The sequence below is a fragment of the Mycobacterium colombiense CECT 3035 genome (genome assembly GCF_002105755.1).
In the GTDB taxonomy this organism is placed as follows: Bacteria; Actinomycetota; Actinomycetes; order Mycobacteriales; family Mycobacteriaceae; genus Mycobacterium; species Mycobacterium colombiense.
The window spans coordinates 2,260,362-2,275,307 of record NZ_CP020821.1 but is presented as its reverse complement, the minus strand read 5'-3'; the positions used below and the strand labels follow the sequence as shown (position 1 = coordinate 2,275,307).

Annotated in this window: 15 protein-coding genes; 12 read left to right on the top strand and 3 right to left on the bottom strand. The window is 63.0% G+C overall.

Features of this window, described 5'->3' with window-relative positions; translation table 11 throughout:
• The first annotated feature begins 45 nt into the window (after positions 1-45).
• From B9D87_RS10400 to B9D87_RS10390, 3 genes are read left to right on the top strand one after another with little or no spacing between them, the layout of a single operon-like run.
• On the top strand, positions 46-1,389 hold the full coding sequence (locus tag B9D87_RS10400; protein ID WP_101896839.1) for a phenylacetate--CoA ligase family protein: 1,344 nt from the start codon (positions 46-48) through the stop codon (positions 1,387-1,389).
• On the top strand, positions 1,386-2,078 hold the full coding sequence (locus tag B9D87_RS10395) for a hypothetical protein (protein WP_007769992.1): 693 nt from the start codon (positions 1,386-1,388) through the stop codon (positions 2,076-2,078). Before B9D87_RS10400 ends, B9D87_RS10395 begins: the two co-directional genes overlap by 4 nt.
• Positions 2,079-2,132: 54 nt before the next feature.
• The gene (locus B9D87_RS10390; RefSeq protein WP_007769993.1) at positions 2,133-2,960 is read left to right on the top strand and encodes a mycofactocin-coupled SDR family oxidoreductase; all 828 of its coding nucleotides are present in this window, start codon (positions 2,133-2,135) and stop codon (positions 2,958-2,960) included.
• A 3-nt stretch (positions 2,961-2,963) separates the two neighbouring features.
• Here the strand turns inward: B9D87_RS10390 and B9D87_RS10385 are convergent, their stop codons facing one another.
• Complete coding sequence (locus tag B9D87_RS10385; RefSeq protein ID WP_007769994.1) at positions 2,964-3,605, bottom strand: TetR family transcriptional regulator; 642 nt, start codon at positions 3,603-3,605, stop codon at positions 2,964-2,966.
• A gap of 53 nt (positions 3,606-3,658) precedes the next feature.
• Between B9D87_RS10385 and B9D87_RS10380 the strand changes: the two genes are divergently transcribed.
• Genes B9D87_RS10380 through B9D87_RS10365 form a run of 4 tightly spaced genes read left to right on the top strand, consistent with a single transcriptional unit; the run spans position 3,659 to position 7,471 of the window.
• Positions 3,659-4,813 carry a sulfotransferase family protein gene (locus tag B9D87_RS10380; RefSeq protein ID WP_080598514.1) on the top strand — a complete coding sequence of 385 codons (1,155 nt, stop codon included), beginning with the start codon at positions 3,659-3,661 and terminating at the stop codon, positions 4,811-4,813.
• On the top strand, positions 4,810-5,271 hold the full coding sequence (locus tag B9D87_RS10375; RefSeq protein WP_007769996.1) for a VOC family protein: 462 nt from the start codon (positions 4,810-4,812) through the stop codon (positions 5,269-5,271). Before B9D87_RS10380 ends, B9D87_RS10375 begins: the two co-directional genes overlap by 4 nt.
• The gene (locus tag B9D87_RS10370; protein ID WP_202949999.1) at positions 5,268-6,308 is read left to right on the top strand and encodes a zinc-dependent alcohol dehydrogenase; all 1,041 of its coding nucleotides are present in this window, start codon (positions 5,268-5,270) and stop codon (positions 6,306-6,308) included. The genes B9D87_RS10375 and B9D87_RS10370 overlap by 4 nt, the downstream gene beginning before the upstream one ends.
• Positions 6,305-7,471 (top strand): DUF1214 domain-containing protein, encoded by a 1,167-nt coding sequence (locus tag B9D87_RS10365; RefSeq protein ID WP_007769999.1) that lies wholly within the window; start codon positions 6,305-6,307, stop codon positions 7,469-7,471. The genes B9D87_RS10370 and B9D87_RS10365 overlap by 4 nt, the downstream gene beginning before the upstream one ends.
• 79 nt (positions 7,472-7,550) lie before the next feature.
• Here B9D87_RS10365 and B9D87_RS10360 read toward each other — a convergent pair whose 3' ends face one another.
• Both B9D87_RS10360 and B9D87_RS10355 read right to left on the bottom strand, forming a co-directional pair.
• A complete protein-coding gene (locus B9D87_RS10360) occupies positions 7,551-9,155 on the bottom strand; it encodes a GMC family oxidoreductase (protein WP_007770000.1) in 1,605 nt (534 codons plus the stop codon).
• Entirely contained in the window at positions 9,152-10,624 is a 1,473-nt protein-coding gene (locus B9D87_RS10355; protein ID WP_007770001.1) for an aldehyde dehydrogenase family protein, read from the bottom strand. The genes B9D87_RS10360 and B9D87_RS10355 overlap by 4 nt, the downstream gene beginning before the upstream one ends.
• 328 nt (positions 10,625-10,952) lie before the next feature.
• Here B9D87_RS10355 and B9D87_RS10350 point away from each other — a divergent pair, with 328 nt between their 5' ends.
• The 5 genes from B9D87_RS10350 to B9D87_RS10330 all read left to right on the top strand — a co-directional run bounded on the left by B9D87_RS10350 (position 10,953) and on the right by B9D87_RS10330 (position 14,921).
• Positions 10,953-11,234: a PaaI family thioesterase gene (locus B9D87_RS10350; protein ID WP_007770002.1), complete on the top strand. Its 282-nt coding sequence runs from the start codon at positions 10,953-10,955 to the stop codon at positions 11,232-11,234.
• Positions 11,231-12,382, top strand: coding sequence for a thiolase family protein (locus B9D87_RS10345; RefSeq protein ID WP_007770003.1), 1,152 nt, complete (start codon positions 11,231-11,233; stop codon positions 12,380-12,382). Before B9D87_RS10350 ends, B9D87_RS10345 begins: the two co-directional genes overlap by 4 nt.
• 2 nt (positions 12,383-12,384) lie before the next feature.
• Positions 12,385-12,780, top strand: a complete 396-nt coding sequence (locus tag B9D87_RS10340; protein WP_040629684.1) for a Zn-ribbon domain-containing OB-fold protein — start codon at positions 12,385-12,387, stop codon at positions 12,778-12,780.
• A 12-nt stretch (positions 12,781-12,792) separates the two neighbouring features.
• Positions 12,793-13,605 carry a mycofactocin-coupled SDR family oxidoreductase gene (locus tag B9D87_RS10335; RefSeq protein ID WP_007770005.1) on the top strand — a complete coding sequence of 271 codons (813 nt, stop codon included), beginning with the start codon at positions 12,793-12,795 and terminating at the stop codon, positions 13,603-13,605.
• Between the two features lie 119 nt (positions 13,606-13,724).
• A complete protein-coding gene (locus B9D87_RS10330) occupies positions 13,725-14,921 on the top strand; it encodes a cytochrome P450 (RefSeq protein WP_007770006.1) in 1,197 nt (398 codons plus the stop codon).
• The last annotated feature ends 25 nt before the right edge of the window (positions 14,922-14,946 follow it).

Here is a 14,946-nt window from a genome sequence, read left to right as displayed (position 1 = left end):
GTTACAGTGTAAGAATCCATGCGACGTGACCCTTCGGAGACGAATTTGAGCACCGACATAGCCACGACGAGCCGCCCGAGCGCGCCCGATCACCATCGGTCGTTTCTGGAGCCCGATATGGAGACGGCGCCGCGAGAGGTGATTGCCGAGCTTCAGGAGAAGCGGATCCTCGAGCTGGTGCCCTATGTCTGGGAGCGATCGGGCTTCTACCGAGAGCTGTGGACAAACGCCGGCGTGAAACCCGGTGACATCAAGTCGCTGGCGGACTTCACCAACAAGTTGCCGACGTTCTGTAAGGACGATGTCAAGGCGTACCGCGCCCGCACCGGCGACCCATTCGGTGGGCTGCTGTGCGTCGAGCCGTCGGAGCTCACGTCGCTCACCTCGACCTCGGGAACCACGGGCCTGCCGGAGCTGCTGCCTGAGATCTGGTCAGTGGCGCCGCCGCTGCCAACCAACTATGCGCGCAATTTCTGGGAGATGGGCTTGCGTCCAGGGGACAAGGTGCTGGTCCCGCCGGGTTCATTCCGCAACTACTTCGACGACTTCTTGCACATGCTCGGATTGATTCCCGTGTGCATCGACTCGTGGGTCGGCCGCGGCGAAACGGTCTTGCAGGCGATCGAGCGGCACCAGATCGCATGGGTACATCTGTTCTTGCCACTGGTTCTCGAGTTCGAAAAGCTTGAAGAGCGTTACGACATCCGGTCAATGCTTTCCTCGCTGAAAGCTGCCGCATTCGCCGGCATGCCGCTCGGAAAGGCATTGACACAGAAGGTGCGTGACCAGTGGGGCGTCAATCTGTTCACCTACACCAGCGCTGGAGACACCGGAACGGCGTGGGAGGGACGCGAGCACGACGGCTACTTCCTGTGGGAGGACACCGTAATCGCCGAATCCCTGGACCCCGCAACTGGTCAGCCGGTCGCGGACCGGGAAATAGGCGAGTTGGTCGCGACAGACTTGGATAACCTGGCCGCCCCATACATCCGCTTCCGCTCCGAAGACCTGGTGCGGATCACCCACGAACCGGCGCCCAGCGGGCGCACGCACGCGCGGATGTGGGTATTGGGCCGCAAAGGTGACGAGATGATGGTCGGCGGAAAGCCCATCCTGGTATCCGAGGTCTGGCAGCTCGTGGAATCGATTCCCGAACTGGCCGACGGAGTGTTTCAGGTCGTGCGCTACGCAGATACCATGGACCGGATGCGAATCCGCGCCGGGTATGCCCCCGATCGCACCGGCGATCTTGCCGATGTAGCTCGCCGGGCAACTGGTGCGCTGCAAGACGGTTTGGGTGTGGACGTCGATGTGGAACTACGTCCGATCGATGATTTGTTGGCGACCGCCTCCAGCGTCGCGAAGTTCTCCCGGGTGGTGAAGGCATGAGTCGCGAGACCATGACCGCGGCGGCCGCCACCCTGCCCCGCGCGCCGTTATTCGGCGTCGGCAGCTTCCCTTGCGGTGCAGCAGATTTCGAGTTCGAGATTGGATGGGCGGAGTTCGAACGCGACACCGACTGGGCCGAACTGATGCTCAGGGACGCGGGTCTTCGTGGAGCTGACCAGGTCCTTGTGACAGCGCAAAACTGGGAGGCTCCTTGGTTCAGCCCGGTCGTCCATGCGCTGCGCCGAATCGGCGCGACCTATATGTGCGCAGAGGTGTGGGGTTTCGACGCTCGGCGTACTTCGATGTTCCTGCAACGGTTGCCGATTCGTGCCGTCGTCGGCATCACCGCCGAGACGGTCAAGGCGCTGAAGGAACAGGAACCACCATTAACCGATCTGCTGAGCAACGTCGAAATGGTGTGGGCGCGACCGGATGCATTGAACGAGCTGTCTCACGCGTCGGCGCAAGTACTTCCCTTCGTGCCGCTCGGACCCACCCTGGCCATGGGTTCTCCGGGTCACACCGGCGCAATCGTGAACGACCAGGAGTGGGAGGTCGATACCCACGACGGCGAACTTTGTGTGACGAACCTGCGCGAACGCGCGGCGACCTTTGACCGGACGCCGACTGGTGTTCGCGGGTCCGTGCGTGCGGCAACCAATGGCAGTGTCGCAATCGATCTGGGCTAGAGAAAAAGCCTTCGCCACCCAGGATCCGGTGTGGCCTGCCTCGTAAGGGAGCCAATGGGCATATTGGACGGCCGGGTCGTTTTCATCACGGGTGCGGCTCGGGGTCAGGGACGATCACATGCCGTCGCCTTTGCCGAGCAAGGCGCCGACATTGTGGGTGTCGATATCTGTGAAGATGTCGACGTTGTGCCGTACCGGCTCGGCACCGCCGAGGAACTGGCGGAGACCGCCCGGCTCGTCGAAAAGACCGGCCGGAAAATGATTTTCCACAAGGCCGACGTCCGGGACAAGGCCACAATGCAGGCGGCGTTCGATGACGGCGTACAAAGCTTTGGTCACGTCGACACAGTGGTCGCGAACGCGGGTGTTGTGCTGACCAACGCCGACGAGCGGGACGCCGCCGAGGCGCTGCGCTTCGGGATTGACGTCATGTTGATCGGTGTATGGAACACGTTTCAGGTCGCCATTCCACATCTGAAGGAACGGGCTCAAGGCGGCAACCTCGTCGCCGTCAGCTCCATGGCGGCGCTGTTGGACGTCACCGACGGAAGTGGTGGCTCCGACTCCTACGTGATGGCCAAACTGGCCATCACTGGATTGGTGCGCTCGTATGCCAGCCTCCTTGCCCCACACAGAATTCGGGTAAATGCCGTCGCCCCGACCAACTGCGCGACGCCGATGATCACCGATAACCCTGCGCTGTTCAAAATGATCGAGAAAAATCCTCACCTCGCTGACGCACTGCGAACTGCCCTCCCGGATCTACCCATGATCGATCCGAAGGACGTCAGCAACGCGATTCTGTTCTTGATATCCGAGGCCGGGCGGTCGTTCACAGGCAGTCTGCTCAAGGTCGACGCCGGGATGGACATACGGCGGTAGGGCTCAATCGGAGTCGAGCGCGGACAGCCCTGACATAACTTTGTCGAACGCGTACCGCATGGTGATAGTCAGTGGTTCGTCGTCCCCCGCCGCCACCCAGTGGGCTGTCGCGGCGTCGGCGGCGGCCCAGATGGTGGCAACAAGAAGCCGTGGTCGTAGATCTGTCTTTGCCTCAACTCGCATCCGGGCCGCCAGCCGGTCGACCAGTGCGGCCCCCATCTCCGGTGTCATCGTGGCCCACCCCGCCTGCCCTTGATGGTCGCGAAGCACACGATTGCGGCGCAACATGTTCTCCCGTTCTTCGGCGCTGACATCCGCGGTGTCAAGAAAGGCGTTGCACAGCGCCACGGCGGCCGGCTCATCGGGCGGTCGCCGCTCGAGCGCGCGCAATACTCGGGCATGCAGGCGGATCGCGTGCGCCCGAAGCACTTCGTCCTTTGACGCGAAGTAGCGGAAGAACGTGCGGCGGGACACCCCGATCGCGTCGGCGATGTCAGCGACGGTGACGTTCTCGTAGCCGCGTTCCGCGAAAAGACTGATAGCCGCCTCTTCGATCTGTCGCGCGACGAATTCTTTGGCGAATTCTCTGCTGCGGGTCGCGATGGTGGCCGACGGTTCCTCGTCCTGCGACGGGTTTGCTGGCATGCCTCATACGGTAGCGGGGAGTGCACTCATTGCCAATCGTGACACAGAGTGCTATGAATGACACTGTGAGACACATAGGGACGCTCGTCGCACAATTGCATGACGACGCTAGGACGGCGACACAGCTTTCCGACTTCGGCGACAACGACTATCTCGAGGGCTTGCAGCGGCTGGTCGAGGACTTCGTTGCCATTCCCGGGATCGACGAGGATGGTCTTGCCGGCCTCGCCGGCTTCTTGGTTACTTCGGTACTCACCGTGCGACTGCGCACCGAAGAAGGCTGGAAAAGGCATCCGGAATGCCTGTCCGGTGACCTTGGCGCACCGGTGTTCATCGTCGGCGTACCGCGGACCGGCACAACCGCGTTGCATCAGCTGCTTTCGGTTGATCCACGGTTCCAGGTGTCGGAGAAGTGGCTGCACAGCTATCCGAAGCCGCGTCCCCCACGGGACAATTGGGCCGACGATCCCGACTTTCGGCAGGTCGTGGCAGAAGCGGAGTTCATGCCGGAGTGGCTGCGGCGCACCCACTTCGTCGGTGCCGATGAGGCCGACGAGTGCCTGGCTCCGATGGCGCAGTCTTTTGTCAGCAACTACTTTGGCTCGATCGCGTCGATACCCGCCTATGACGAGTGGATGCTCGCGCAGGACATGACCCCGTCACTGGTGCGGTACGCCAACTTTCTGCGCCTCATCGGCTCGTCGAGTCCGGGAAAGACCTGGCTGTTGAAGAATCCCAGCCACGTGCTCTTCATCGACGAACTGCTCGACGTGTTTCCCGGCGCGCGAGTCGTTCAGACTCACCGCGACCCACAGGCCGCACTGGGCTCGGTCGTCAGCGTCTTGTCCATGATCGGCAAGACCGTCGGTGTGGAGCGCCCGCCTCGCGACATCGCGCGTCGTGAGATCGCGGTGTGGTCGGAGGGTGTGCGTCGGATCGCCGAGGCGCGCCGAGGTCGCGAATCCTCGTTCTACGACGTGGATTACCGGGAATTCATCAACAGACCGCTCGCTGTGGTGCGCCGACTCTATGAGGCCTTTGACCTCGAACTCTCCGAACAGGTAGCGAACGCGATGCAGCGCTGGCTTGACTCGCATCCCAAGGATCAACGCGGGGCGCATAGCTATGACCCGGACGCGCTCGGCGTGGATCGCCACACGATCGAAGAACACTTCGGGCCTTACATCAAGGAGTACGAACTGCAATGACGCCACTCATCAAATTCACCGACCTCTACCACACAGGGATCGTGGTCGAGGACGTCGACGCGGCAAAGGCCGAATACAGCGACTTGACGGGAGTGACGTGGGGACCCGAAGGCGAGGTCGACATGCCGGTCTGTCTTCCGGACGGACCAACGACGGTGTCGTTCCGATTCGCCTACACCACCCAGGGTCCGCACCATCTGGAATTGGTCCGACAAATTCCCGGGACATTGTGGACGGTCAGCGGGCCGGGACAGGTGCATCATCTCGGCTACTGGTGTGACGACGTCGAGGCGGCCTCCGCGGAGCTCACGCGGCGCGGCCTACCGCTGTGCGCCAAGATCGGCGTCGACGACCCCGACGCCGCGGCACCGTTCGTGATCCACCAAGCCCGAACGGGTGCCTACGTGGAACTTGTTGATGCCGCCATGCGGCCCGTCATTTTCGGAGGTCAGTCATGACAATGCGCGCTGCTGTATTCCAAGGCGTTGGAAAAGGTTTAGCCGTCGAGGAGCGCCCGATTCCAGTCCCCGACCCACGACACGTGGTGATCCGGGTGGGGAGTTGCGGGATCTGCGGAACGGATCTGCATTTCACCGATGGTCACGGGTTTCTGCAAATGCCCCCGGGCGCGATCCTCGGCCACGAGTTCGCCGGCGAGATCGTTGATGTAGGGCCCGAGGTGGACTGCCTCGCCGTCGGCGACCACATCACGGCGATGGCCATTCCAGCGTGCGGACGATGCGCGAATTGCGAAGGCGGAGAACCACAATGGTGTACCGGGGAGCCAAAGCTCTTTGGTTTCGCCGGTGCGTTTGCGGAATTCGCGATGGTGGCCGAGACGCAGGCGGTCAAGCTGCCGGCCGCCCTATCCTGGGGCGACGGAGCCCTGGTGGAACCGCTCGCGGTCGGTCTGCATGGCGCCTACCTCGGCCATATCCGGCCCGGGACCGACATACTGGTCATTGGGGCGGGCCCGATCGCATTGAGCGCCGTGTACTGGGCGCGCCGGATGGGGGCGGGGCGGATCGTCGTCCAGGCTACGTCGCGACGGCGCGAGCGCTACGCGAAGGAGCTCGGCGCCACCGATTTCATTGTCTCGGGCGACAACCCGGTCGGAGAAGCCATTGAAGCGTTGCACGGCTCGCCGAGCCTGGTGTTCGAGGCGGCGGGCATGCCGGGGACGATCGAGCAGGCGATGCAGGTGGTGCAGCCGCGCGGGACAGTGATCGTGTTGGGCTGGTGCACCGTTCCGGACAGTTACGTTCCGGCTCTGTATCTGATGAAGCAGGTTCGGCTGCAGTTCTCGATGACCTACAGCCTCGGCGAGTTTCATCACACTATTGACACGCTGGATGCGGGTGCGGTGGAGCCTGGTGCAATGGTCAGCCGCACGGTGTCGCTCGACGAACTACCCGCGGCGTTCGAATCCCTAAGAGGTCCCAGCGAGGAATGCAAGGTTCAGGTCGATCCTTGGAAAGGACGCGAGAAGCGATGAGCAAAGCAGACGACGAATTGTTGCAGACCGCGTGGGCCGATTTCTGCGACCGACTCAAGGAGGCGGGGGAGCGGCTGGTATTTCGCGAAACGGCGCCCACGACACCGCAGGACCGGGCGGCCGGATATCAATATCTGGCCCGCTACATCACCAAGGCGATGCAGCAATGCTGGGAATTCGCCGACCCGATGTTCCCGCAGCTATGGCACCTGCAGACGCCGATTCATAAGAGCTTCGGCGACAACCCGGACTGCAACTATTTGGTGGCGGCCATCGACGGTTCGCAGACCTACCGGGTGACCGGTAACCGGGGCACGGTGCGGTGGGTCTCCTTCGCCGGGGGCACCGAGTCGGGCGTGAACTCGGCGATCAACAGTGCTGATCTCGAAGTCGATTCCGACGGCAGCGTCGAGGTGTGGTACAGCCCGGAGCCGCAGGCCGGCAACTGGATCAAGACGACTCCCGGCCGGCAGGCCGTGTTTATTCGGCAGTTCTTCGGACACTGGGACACCGAGGACCCGATGCGCCTGCGAATTGAGCGAATTGGTGCCACGGGAGCTCCGCCCCCACCCTCGCCCCAGAGCGTGGCGGCGGGTTTAACGGCCACCATGGACTGGCTCATCGCGGATTCCGCGCGATGGGCCGACTGGATCGATTTCTACCGCGACAAGCCCAATGAATTCGTCACGGGGATGCCGGGGTGGACCGATGGTGGCGAAAATGAGCTGGGCCGGTTGCTGCACTTCTGCTATTTCGACATCGCTCCGGACGAGGCGCTTGTGATCCGGGTGGTGCCGCCCCGGTGCGACTACTGGAACTTCGAGCTGGGGAACTATTGGATGAATTCGGTGGATTATCGTTATCGGCTTTCATCCATCAACGGCGAACAGGCCGAATACCAGGACGATGGCGGCGTCGTGGTCGTGGTCGCCCACCGCGATCCGGGCATCCTCAACTGGCTGGATACCGGCGGACATGGTGTCGGATTGATACCGAACCGGTGGGTCGACGCCGAGACTTCACCGACACCGGCCGCGAAATTGGTGAAGCTCGACGAGCTCGACGCTGAGCTCGCCGGCGTCCGTCGGATCGATCAGGTTGAGCGCCAAGAACAATTGCGCCGTCGCAAGGTCGGAGTCGACCGGCGATTTGGTGGCTGGTGACATGCAAGCCGACTGTCCGATCTTCTCGATGAAGATCGAACCTATCGCGACGCCGTGAAGATTTGATCCTGGCGGATCGCTAGCGGGCCGCCAGGATCAAATCCGCTGCGTGCCAAGCCATCGCCATCGCAGGCCCGTTCAGGTTGCCGGACACCATCGTCGGCATCACCGAGCAGTCCATCACGCGAAGGTTGTGTACGCCTCGCACGCGCAGAGTGGGATCGACGACGTCGTCGTCGCTCGTACCCATCGCGCACGTGCCAACCGCGTGGTAACCGCAATAGCCCTGGTCGAGCGCGGCGTCGATGATCGCATCGTCGTCGGTGACGTCCGCGCCTGGCCGCGTCTCGGCGACCAATTCGTCAGCTATCGGTGACTGTTCGAAGAGTTGGCGCGCCGTCCTGAAAGCTGCCGCAAAGGTTTCCCGATCATGGTCAGTGGCAAAGAAATTAGGGTCAATGTCCAACGGCGCATCGGGATCCGCCGAGGTGATCGTCGCATGCCCCTCGCTGTCGGGCCGAAGGACGTAGCCAATGGCCTGGATACCAGGCTCGCGCTCCAGCCCGAGATCCTTACCGGCTTCGTATGGCGCCGCCGAGAATGGTGCCATCAGAATTTGAGCGTCCGGCCGCGGTTGATCTGGGGAGGTCTTGAAGAACCCGACGACATCGTAGGCCCCCGTCGCCATCGGACCCTTATGTGTGGCAAGGTATTTGATGGCGGTGACGGCCTGTTGTGCCGGTGTGGCGAGCTGCTTGTTGTACCCGATGTTTCGCTTGAGCCGGAACTGGAGCGTAAAGCATCGATGTTCGCGCATCCGTCGCCCAACATTGGGGCTGTCGGCCACCGTGTCGATGCCCAGGCTACGAAGCAATGATCGATCGCCCACTCCGGAGAGTTGCAAGAGCTTAGGCGTCGCAACGCTGCCCAGCGACAGAATGGTCTCTCGACTTGCCTTATAGGTCGTCCGCGCTCCCTTGGCCGTCATGGCCTCGACACCGACGGCTTTGTCGCCCTCGAAGAGGACCCGGCGCACTGTCGTGTTCACCGCAATGGTCAGGTTCGGTCGGCTTCGGACGGGACGCAGGAAGGCCCACGCCGCACTGACTCGACGCCCGCCCTTGATGGTCCGCGTCGCGGGACCGATCCTTTCCAGGTCGGATTCGTTGAGGTCATTCGTCACCGACCATCCAAGGTTGGCGCCCGATTCGATGAATTTGGAACAGAGTGCGGGGGGATCGGTGTCGATCGAAATACCAAGTGGTCCACCAAAGCCGCGCATGTCGTTGGCGCCCAGTTGATTGTCTTCGATTTTGCGGTAGATCGGCAGGATGGTGTCCCATCCCCATCCGGTGTTGCCCAGGTCAACCAGCGCGTCGTAGTCCACTGCGCTGCCACGGTTGTAGATCATTCCGTTGACCGCACTCGATCCACCCAACGTGCGGCCGCGTACCCACTGTTCGCTGTTCTGCGATGGTCCGATCGGACGAACGGGGAAGTGCCACGCCAGCTTTGGATCTCCTACGATCTTGCCGAACCCCTTCGGCACCCGGATCAACGGATGGGTGTCTTTGGGCCCGGCCTCGATCAGCAGTACTCGGTTGCGCGGCTCTTCCGACAACCGGTTCGCCAGAACACAACCCGCCGAGCCGGCGCCGACGATGATGTAGTCGAAGTCGCTCATTTAGCTGGGCTGGCGACGGTCTTGATGCGCAGGTAGTCGCGGAACCCGGCGACGCCGTGCTCGACGCCGACGCCGCTGATGCCCCATCCGCTGAACGGAGCATCGGAACCCAGATAGAACGAGTTGTTGATGTTCACCGTACCGGCCCGCAGCCGATTGGCCACCCGCCAGGCCCGTTCCTCGTCGCGGGACTGCACGTAGGCGGACAACCCGTATCGGGTGTTGTTGGCGACGCGCACCGCTTCGTCGTCGTTGCCTTCGTAGCGGATCACCGACAGCACCGGCCCGAATACCTCTTTTTGAGAAATCTCGGAGTTCTCGTCGACGTCGGCAACCACGGTCGGCTCATACCAGAAACCCTTGCCGCCGCGGTCGCCACGTTTACCGCCGCAGAGCACCCGAGCGCCGGCCTCCCGCGCTCGATTCACCATGCCCTCCATGCGTTCCAATTGCTCCAGACGGATGATCGGACCCACCACCGTGGTCAGTTCGTTGGGATCACCCCATGGCAGATTCCGTACGATTTCGACGACGCGGTCCAGCACCTCGTCGTAGATGTCGGCATGCACGATCATCCTCGTCGCAAGGGCGCAACCCTGCCCGCTGCTGGACATACACCAGCCGACGCCGAGGGCGCAGGCCAAGTCGAGGTCGGCGTCGGGCAGCAACACGTTGGCCGACTTTCCGCCGAGTTCCAGCACGACGTGGCGGATGCCGTTGGCCGCGCGTTCCATGATGCGCTGACCCACGCCGGGCGAACCGGTGAAGTGGTACATGTCCACGCGCGGATCACCGGTCAGCGCGTCTCCCGCGATTGCCTTGTCCTCGGAGCTGATCATGTTCACCACGCCGGCTGGAATGTCGGTGGATGCGGCGATGACCTGCGCCATCTTCGCCGCCGTCAGCGGGGTGTCTGGAGCGCTCTTGAGAACCACCGTGTTTCCGGTGGCCATCGAGTGGGTGACTTTCCATATCGCCGTCATGAAGGGCGCGTTCCACGGAGTGATCGCGCCGACCACGCCGTAGGGCTGGTAGCGGATCCGCCGGTTGCTGTTCAGCCCCATGAATTGATGGGCGGCGAGTTCTTCCTCCCACGGGAACGAGGTGGTCAGGTCGTTCCAGAAGTCCATCCCGTCGATCATCGCGTCGACGTGGCTGGCGATCACCGAGCCGGCTACACCGGACTCGGCGGTTACCAGCGTGCGGAATTCGGTGACCTCGTTGCGCAGTGCGGTCTGCAACTGCTCGAGGCAGTGCCGACGGAACTTGTGGTCGGTTCCCCATGACGTTTCGTCGGCGGCGCGGCGCGCGGCGGTTATGGCGTCGTAGACATCGTCGGGCGCCGCGTCGGCTGCCGTGGCGACGGTGGTCTCGTCGGCCGGATTGATGACGTCATACCGCTTGCCGGACTTGGCCTCTCGGAATTCGCCATCGATAAAGAGCCGACCTTCGTATGCGGTCTCGGTCATGTCTTGCCTTCCGTCTAACTGGGCTAGTTGGCATCCTGGCCATCTGACCTTACACTGTAACGTGATGACCAACACAGCACAACAACCTGGTGACGCGGACCAGTCCGCACCTGCCCGGATTCATCGCTCTGACCCCCGGTCACCGTTGTACACGCCCAGCTCGGAGACCGGAGTGCTGCTATGCCATGGCTGCAGAAGCGCAGGCCGCTGTCGTATGGGCCTGCGGGCCGAAACGCTAGGCGACGATGGTGTAGTCGTCAGCGAAATCGTCTGCCCGTCTGACGGTGAAGGCGGCCCGAACGTTGCCCACGGTGGATGGACCGCGGGCATGCTCGACGAACTCGTCGGGCACACACTGCTGCTCCGGGAGGAATTCGCGGTCACCGGCACCCTGGAAGTGGTGTTCCACAAGCCGACACCGATCGAGACGCCGTTGATCGGCACGGCGACGATCGACAAGAGGGACGGCCGCAAGGTGTTTGTCTCCGCGCGGGTCGAACTCGCCCAGAACGGTGCGCTGCTCGCGTCGGCGAAGGGAATTCTCATCAAGCGTCCAGCGGATCACTTTGTCCGTCATGAGGAATGGCTGGCCCAGCAGGAGGAGTCGTGACGCTGAGCGACGTGGCGATCGTCGGTGCGTATGCGACGGAGCAAGCGCGGCAATTGCCCGACCGCACGGCGCTCGATCTGGCGCAGGAAGCGATCCTCGGCGCGATCGCCGATGCCGGTTTGACTCCCGCGGACGTCGACGGGGTTGCGGCCGACTGGCCCGGCCCGGGCGGACACCCGGGAGAGCCGTCGTCGTGGGCCCGCGTGTTTGGGCATCCGCTGCGATGGACCAGCGACGGGATGCTGGACACCTCCGGCAGCCGTGGGATCCTCAAGGCCGCCGCCGCGATCGATGCCGGATTGTGTGACGTCGCCGTGGTTGGCGGGGGAATGGCCGGCATGTTCCGCGGGGCGTCGGTGGGTCCGGGCACCCAGCCGCTGGAGTTCACCGATGTCTGGGGCGCTTACGTGTTGCCGTTGTTCGCCCTGGTGGCGACTACGCATATGCATCAATTCGGCACCACGCCAGAGCAATTGGCGCTTGCCGCCGCGACGATCCGCAATAACGGTCACGTGAACCCCGAGGCCATCATGTATGGCAAAGGGCCCTACACCGTCGAGGATGTGCTGGCCTCTCCAATGCTGGCATCCCCGCTGCACCGCCTCGAGGTTTGCCTGGCCGGCGAGGGTGGTGCGGCAGTGGTGCTGACCAGCCTGGAACGCGCGCGCGACTTGCCCCATCCACCGGTGCGGGTCCTCGGCGGCGGAATGGACTTTTCCGGAGCGCCCTACGTGTCGCCACCCCAATACCGTGAGGTCGGCCGGCTCGGCGCCGAGGCGGCGCGCCGCGCCTTCGCGATGGCCGGTGTGGGGCCTGGCGATATCGACGTGTTCAACCTGTACGACCCGAACGCTTTTGAGATCATCCGCCAAGTCGAGATCCTGGGGCTGTGCGGGGAGGGGGACGGCGGGCCGTTCGTTGAAGCGGGCAACATCGCGCTCGACGGTAACCACCCAATCAACCCCGATGGGGGATGTCTGTCGTATACCTGGAACGGTACGCAGCAGATGACCCTGAAGGCCGTCGAGGGAGTCCGGCAGCTGCGCGGAACCGCTGTCAACCAGGTGACCGATGCCCGCCTGGCGGTTGCGGCCAACGCGGGGTCGGCGGCCGGACACTACGAAATTGCCGTTCTGGGAAGGGATTAGGCATGCGTCGACTCATGACCGAACCGTCGGAGCTGACCGCCGAATTCTGGAAGGCCGCGTCGCAGCAACAGCTGGTCGCCCCGCGGTGCAATGGGACCGGACGGTACTTCTTCCCCCCGGAGCGATGCGTTCCAGGCACGGCCAGCACCGACTGGAGCTATGCCGAATGCAGCGGGCGGGCAACGGTATACACGTTTTCGGTGGTGCACCGGCCGCCTTCAGCGGACTTCGACGCCCCATACATCCTGGCGGTGGTCGACCTCGAGGAGGGGTGCGCCATGCTGACCAACATCGTCGACTGCAGTCCTGACGAGGTCCGCGTCGGGATGCCCGTGCAGGTTGCGTTTCTCGAGGTCGACGGTGGCGCGTTGCCGGTCTTTCGCCCGGTAGCGCAGTAAGGAGGAATTCGTATGGGTCTGCTCGATGGCAAGGTCGCATTCATCACCGGTGCCGCACGCGGACAGGGCCGCAGCCACGCCGTCCGTTTGGCGCGAGAAGGGGCGTCGGTTATCGCCGTCGACGTCGCGGACGCGGTGTCCACCCACAACACCTATCCCGCCGCAACGGATGCCGATTTGAAGGAGACCGCCACTCTCTTGGAGGCGACCGGTCGCCGCTTCGTCGCTCGCACCGCTGATGTGCGGGACTTGACTGCGCTCCAAGACATCGTTACCGAAGGCGTCGAGTTGCTGGGCGGCCGCCTGGACGTAGTTGTCGCCAATGCCGGCATCTGCAACTGGGGCCGATTTTGGGAAATGCCCGAAGAGCAATGGTCGACGATGGTCGACGTGAATCTCACCGGAGTGTGGCGGACCATGAAAGCCGCGGTGCCACATATGCTTTCGGCGGCAAACGGAGGATCGATCATCACGGTGAGCTCTGTCGGCGGAATCAAATCCCTGCCCGGCCAGGCCCACTACAGCGCGGCGAAACACGGCGTGGTGGGTCTCACCAAGACTGCGGCCATCGAGCTGGGCGAGTACGGCATCCGGGTTAACTCGATCCATCCCTGGGGTGTGGCAACACCGATGGGGGAGGACCCAACCGTAGCCACAATGCTCGGCGAGCACCCCAACTATGCCGTCTCCTTCGGTAGCGTCTTGCCCATCATGCTGGCCGATCCCGACGACATCTCCGACGCCGTCGTTTGGCTCGCTTCAGACCTGTCCCGCACGGTGACGGGAACCCAGCTCACCCTGGATATGGGAGCTACCAAGGTTTGAACCGCGCGTACCCCTAGGTTTTCTTTCTGCCGATTTGCTCAATCGATTGATCCGAACGAGGCGATGTGGTAAACATCACCTTACAGTGTAATGTCGGATCCGGACAACAGTGAGGACAAATGACGCAAGCGACCCGATTCGACCCCCGAGTTCAGGGCTTGGGTGTGCAGCTGAAGTCCGTGGCCGAGCCGCAAGGTGTGTACCACGACAAGGCCAAGAACATACGTGCGGAATATATCGACGGCGCTCTGCACCTGTACCGGCACGACGACATCCTGACCATCAACCGTCACCCTGCGGTGCTCGGCAACGGTGGACGTGGGGGTACCTTCGGGCATGGCGCCAAGCTCATCCCGCTGGAGATCGACGGTGAGGACCATCGGAAGTGGCGGCGCCTGCTGGACCCGATGTTCGCGCCGAAGCGGGTCGCGCTTCTCGAGGCTCAGGTGCGCGAGCTCGCACGCGAGCTCATCGATCGCTTTGTGTCCAATGGCAAAGCCGAACTGTCCGAGGATTTCTGTGTTCCCCTGCCGTGCCTGACCTTTCTGCGGCTGGTCGGCGCACCAGTCAGTGATCTCGACTTCTTCTTGGAATTCAAGAAGGGTGTGCTGCATCCCGAGGGGGACACCGTCGAGGAGATCGAGGCCAACATGGCGGTGGCGGGCGGCAAGCTCGTCGAGTACTTCGTCGGATTTCTTTCCGACAAGCGTAAAACCGCCCACGAGCAAGACGACGTGATCGCCAAGCTGATCACCGCCGAAGTCGACGGTGAACCCATCAGCGACGCTGACCTGATCAACATCCTGTTTTTGCTGATGTTCGCCGGTCTGGACACGGTCACATGTTCGATGGCGTGCATCTTCACCTGGTTGGGACGGCATCCCGAGGAACGAAAGCGCCTGGTTGAGGATCCGTCGCTGATCCCCGCGGCGGTCGAGGAGCTGTTGCGGTACGAGTCACCGGTGCCGTCGGGAATCCGTTACCCGCAAGAAGATATAGATCTCGGTGACGGACTCGTGGTTCGGGCCGGCGACGAAATCAGCGCCTTCTGGGCGACCGCAAACGTCGATCCCACTCACTTCGACAACTCGCTTGCCGTCAAGCTGGACCGTGGCCGCAAGGACCACATGGTGTTCGCCAGCGGCACCCATCGCTGCCTGGGGTCGCATTTGGCCCGGCTTGAACTACGACTGGCCGTCGAAGAACTGCTACAGCGGATCCCGGAGTACTCGATCGATGTCGACGGGTTGGTTTTCGACAATCGCGCGGTCCGGACGATCGAGAACATCCAGATCAGCTTCCCGGTCTCCGGCTAAGGCTCGGTTTGGGCCGCCGGCGTCG

What these genes read in the sequence shown, in the direction of transcription:
- B9D87_RS10395 (WP_007769992.1), top strand. Translation starts at nt 1,386, where the DNA reads ATGAGTCGCGAGACCATGACCGCGGCGGCCGCCACCCTGCCCCGCGCG.
- B9D87_RS10390 (WP_007769993.1), top strand. Translation starts at nt 2,133, where the DNA reads ATGGGCATATTGGACGGCCGGGTCGTTTTCATCACGGGTGCGGCTCGG.
- B9D87_RS10385 (WP_007769994.1), bottom strand. Translation starts at nt 3,605, where the DNA reads ATGCCAGCAAACCCGTCGCAGGACGAGGAACCGTCGGCCACCATCGCG.
- B9D87_RS10380 (WP_080598514.1), top strand. Translation starts at nt 3,659, where the DNA reads ATGAATGACACTGTGAGACACATAGGGACGCTCGTCGCACAATTGCAT.
- B9D87_RS10375 (WP_007769996.1), top strand. Translation starts at nt 4,810, where the DNA reads ATGACGCCACTCATCAAATTCACCGACCTCTACCACACAGGGATCGTG.
- B9D87_RS10370 (WP_202949999.1), top strand. Translation starts at nt 5,268, where the DNA reads ATGACAATGCGCGCTGCTGTATTCCAAGGCGTTGGAAAAGGTTTAGCC.
- B9D87_RS10365 (WP_007769999.1), top strand. Translation starts at nt 6,305, where the DNA reads ATGAGCAAAGCAGACGACGAATTGTTGCAGACCGCGTGGGCCGATTTC.
- B9D87_RS10360 (WP_007770000.1), bottom strand. Translation starts at nt 9,155, where the DNA reads ATGAGCGACTTCGACTACATCATCGTCGGCGCCGGCTCGGCGGGTTGT.
- B9D87_RS10355 (WP_007770001.1), bottom strand. Translation starts at nt 10,624, where the DNA reads ATGACCGAGACCGCATACGAAGGTCGGCTCTTTATCGATGGCGAATTC.
- B9D87_RS10350 (WP_007770002.1), top strand. Translation starts at nt 10,953, where the DNA reads ATGCTCGACGAACTCGTCGGGCACACACTGCTGCTCCGGGAGGAATTC.
- B9D87_RS10340 (WP_040629684.1), top strand. Translation starts at nt 12,385, where the DNA reads ATGCGTCGACTCATGACCGAACCGTCGGAGCTGACCGCCGAATTCTGG.
- B9D87_RS10335 (WP_007770005.1), top strand. Translation starts at nt 12,793, where the DNA reads ATGGGTCTGCTCGATGGCAAGGTCGCATTCATCACCGGTGCCGCACGC.
- B9D87_RS10330 (WP_007770006.1), top strand. Translation starts at nt 13,725, where the DNA reads ATGACGCAAGCGACCCGATTCGACCCCCGAGTTCAGGGCTTGGGTGTG.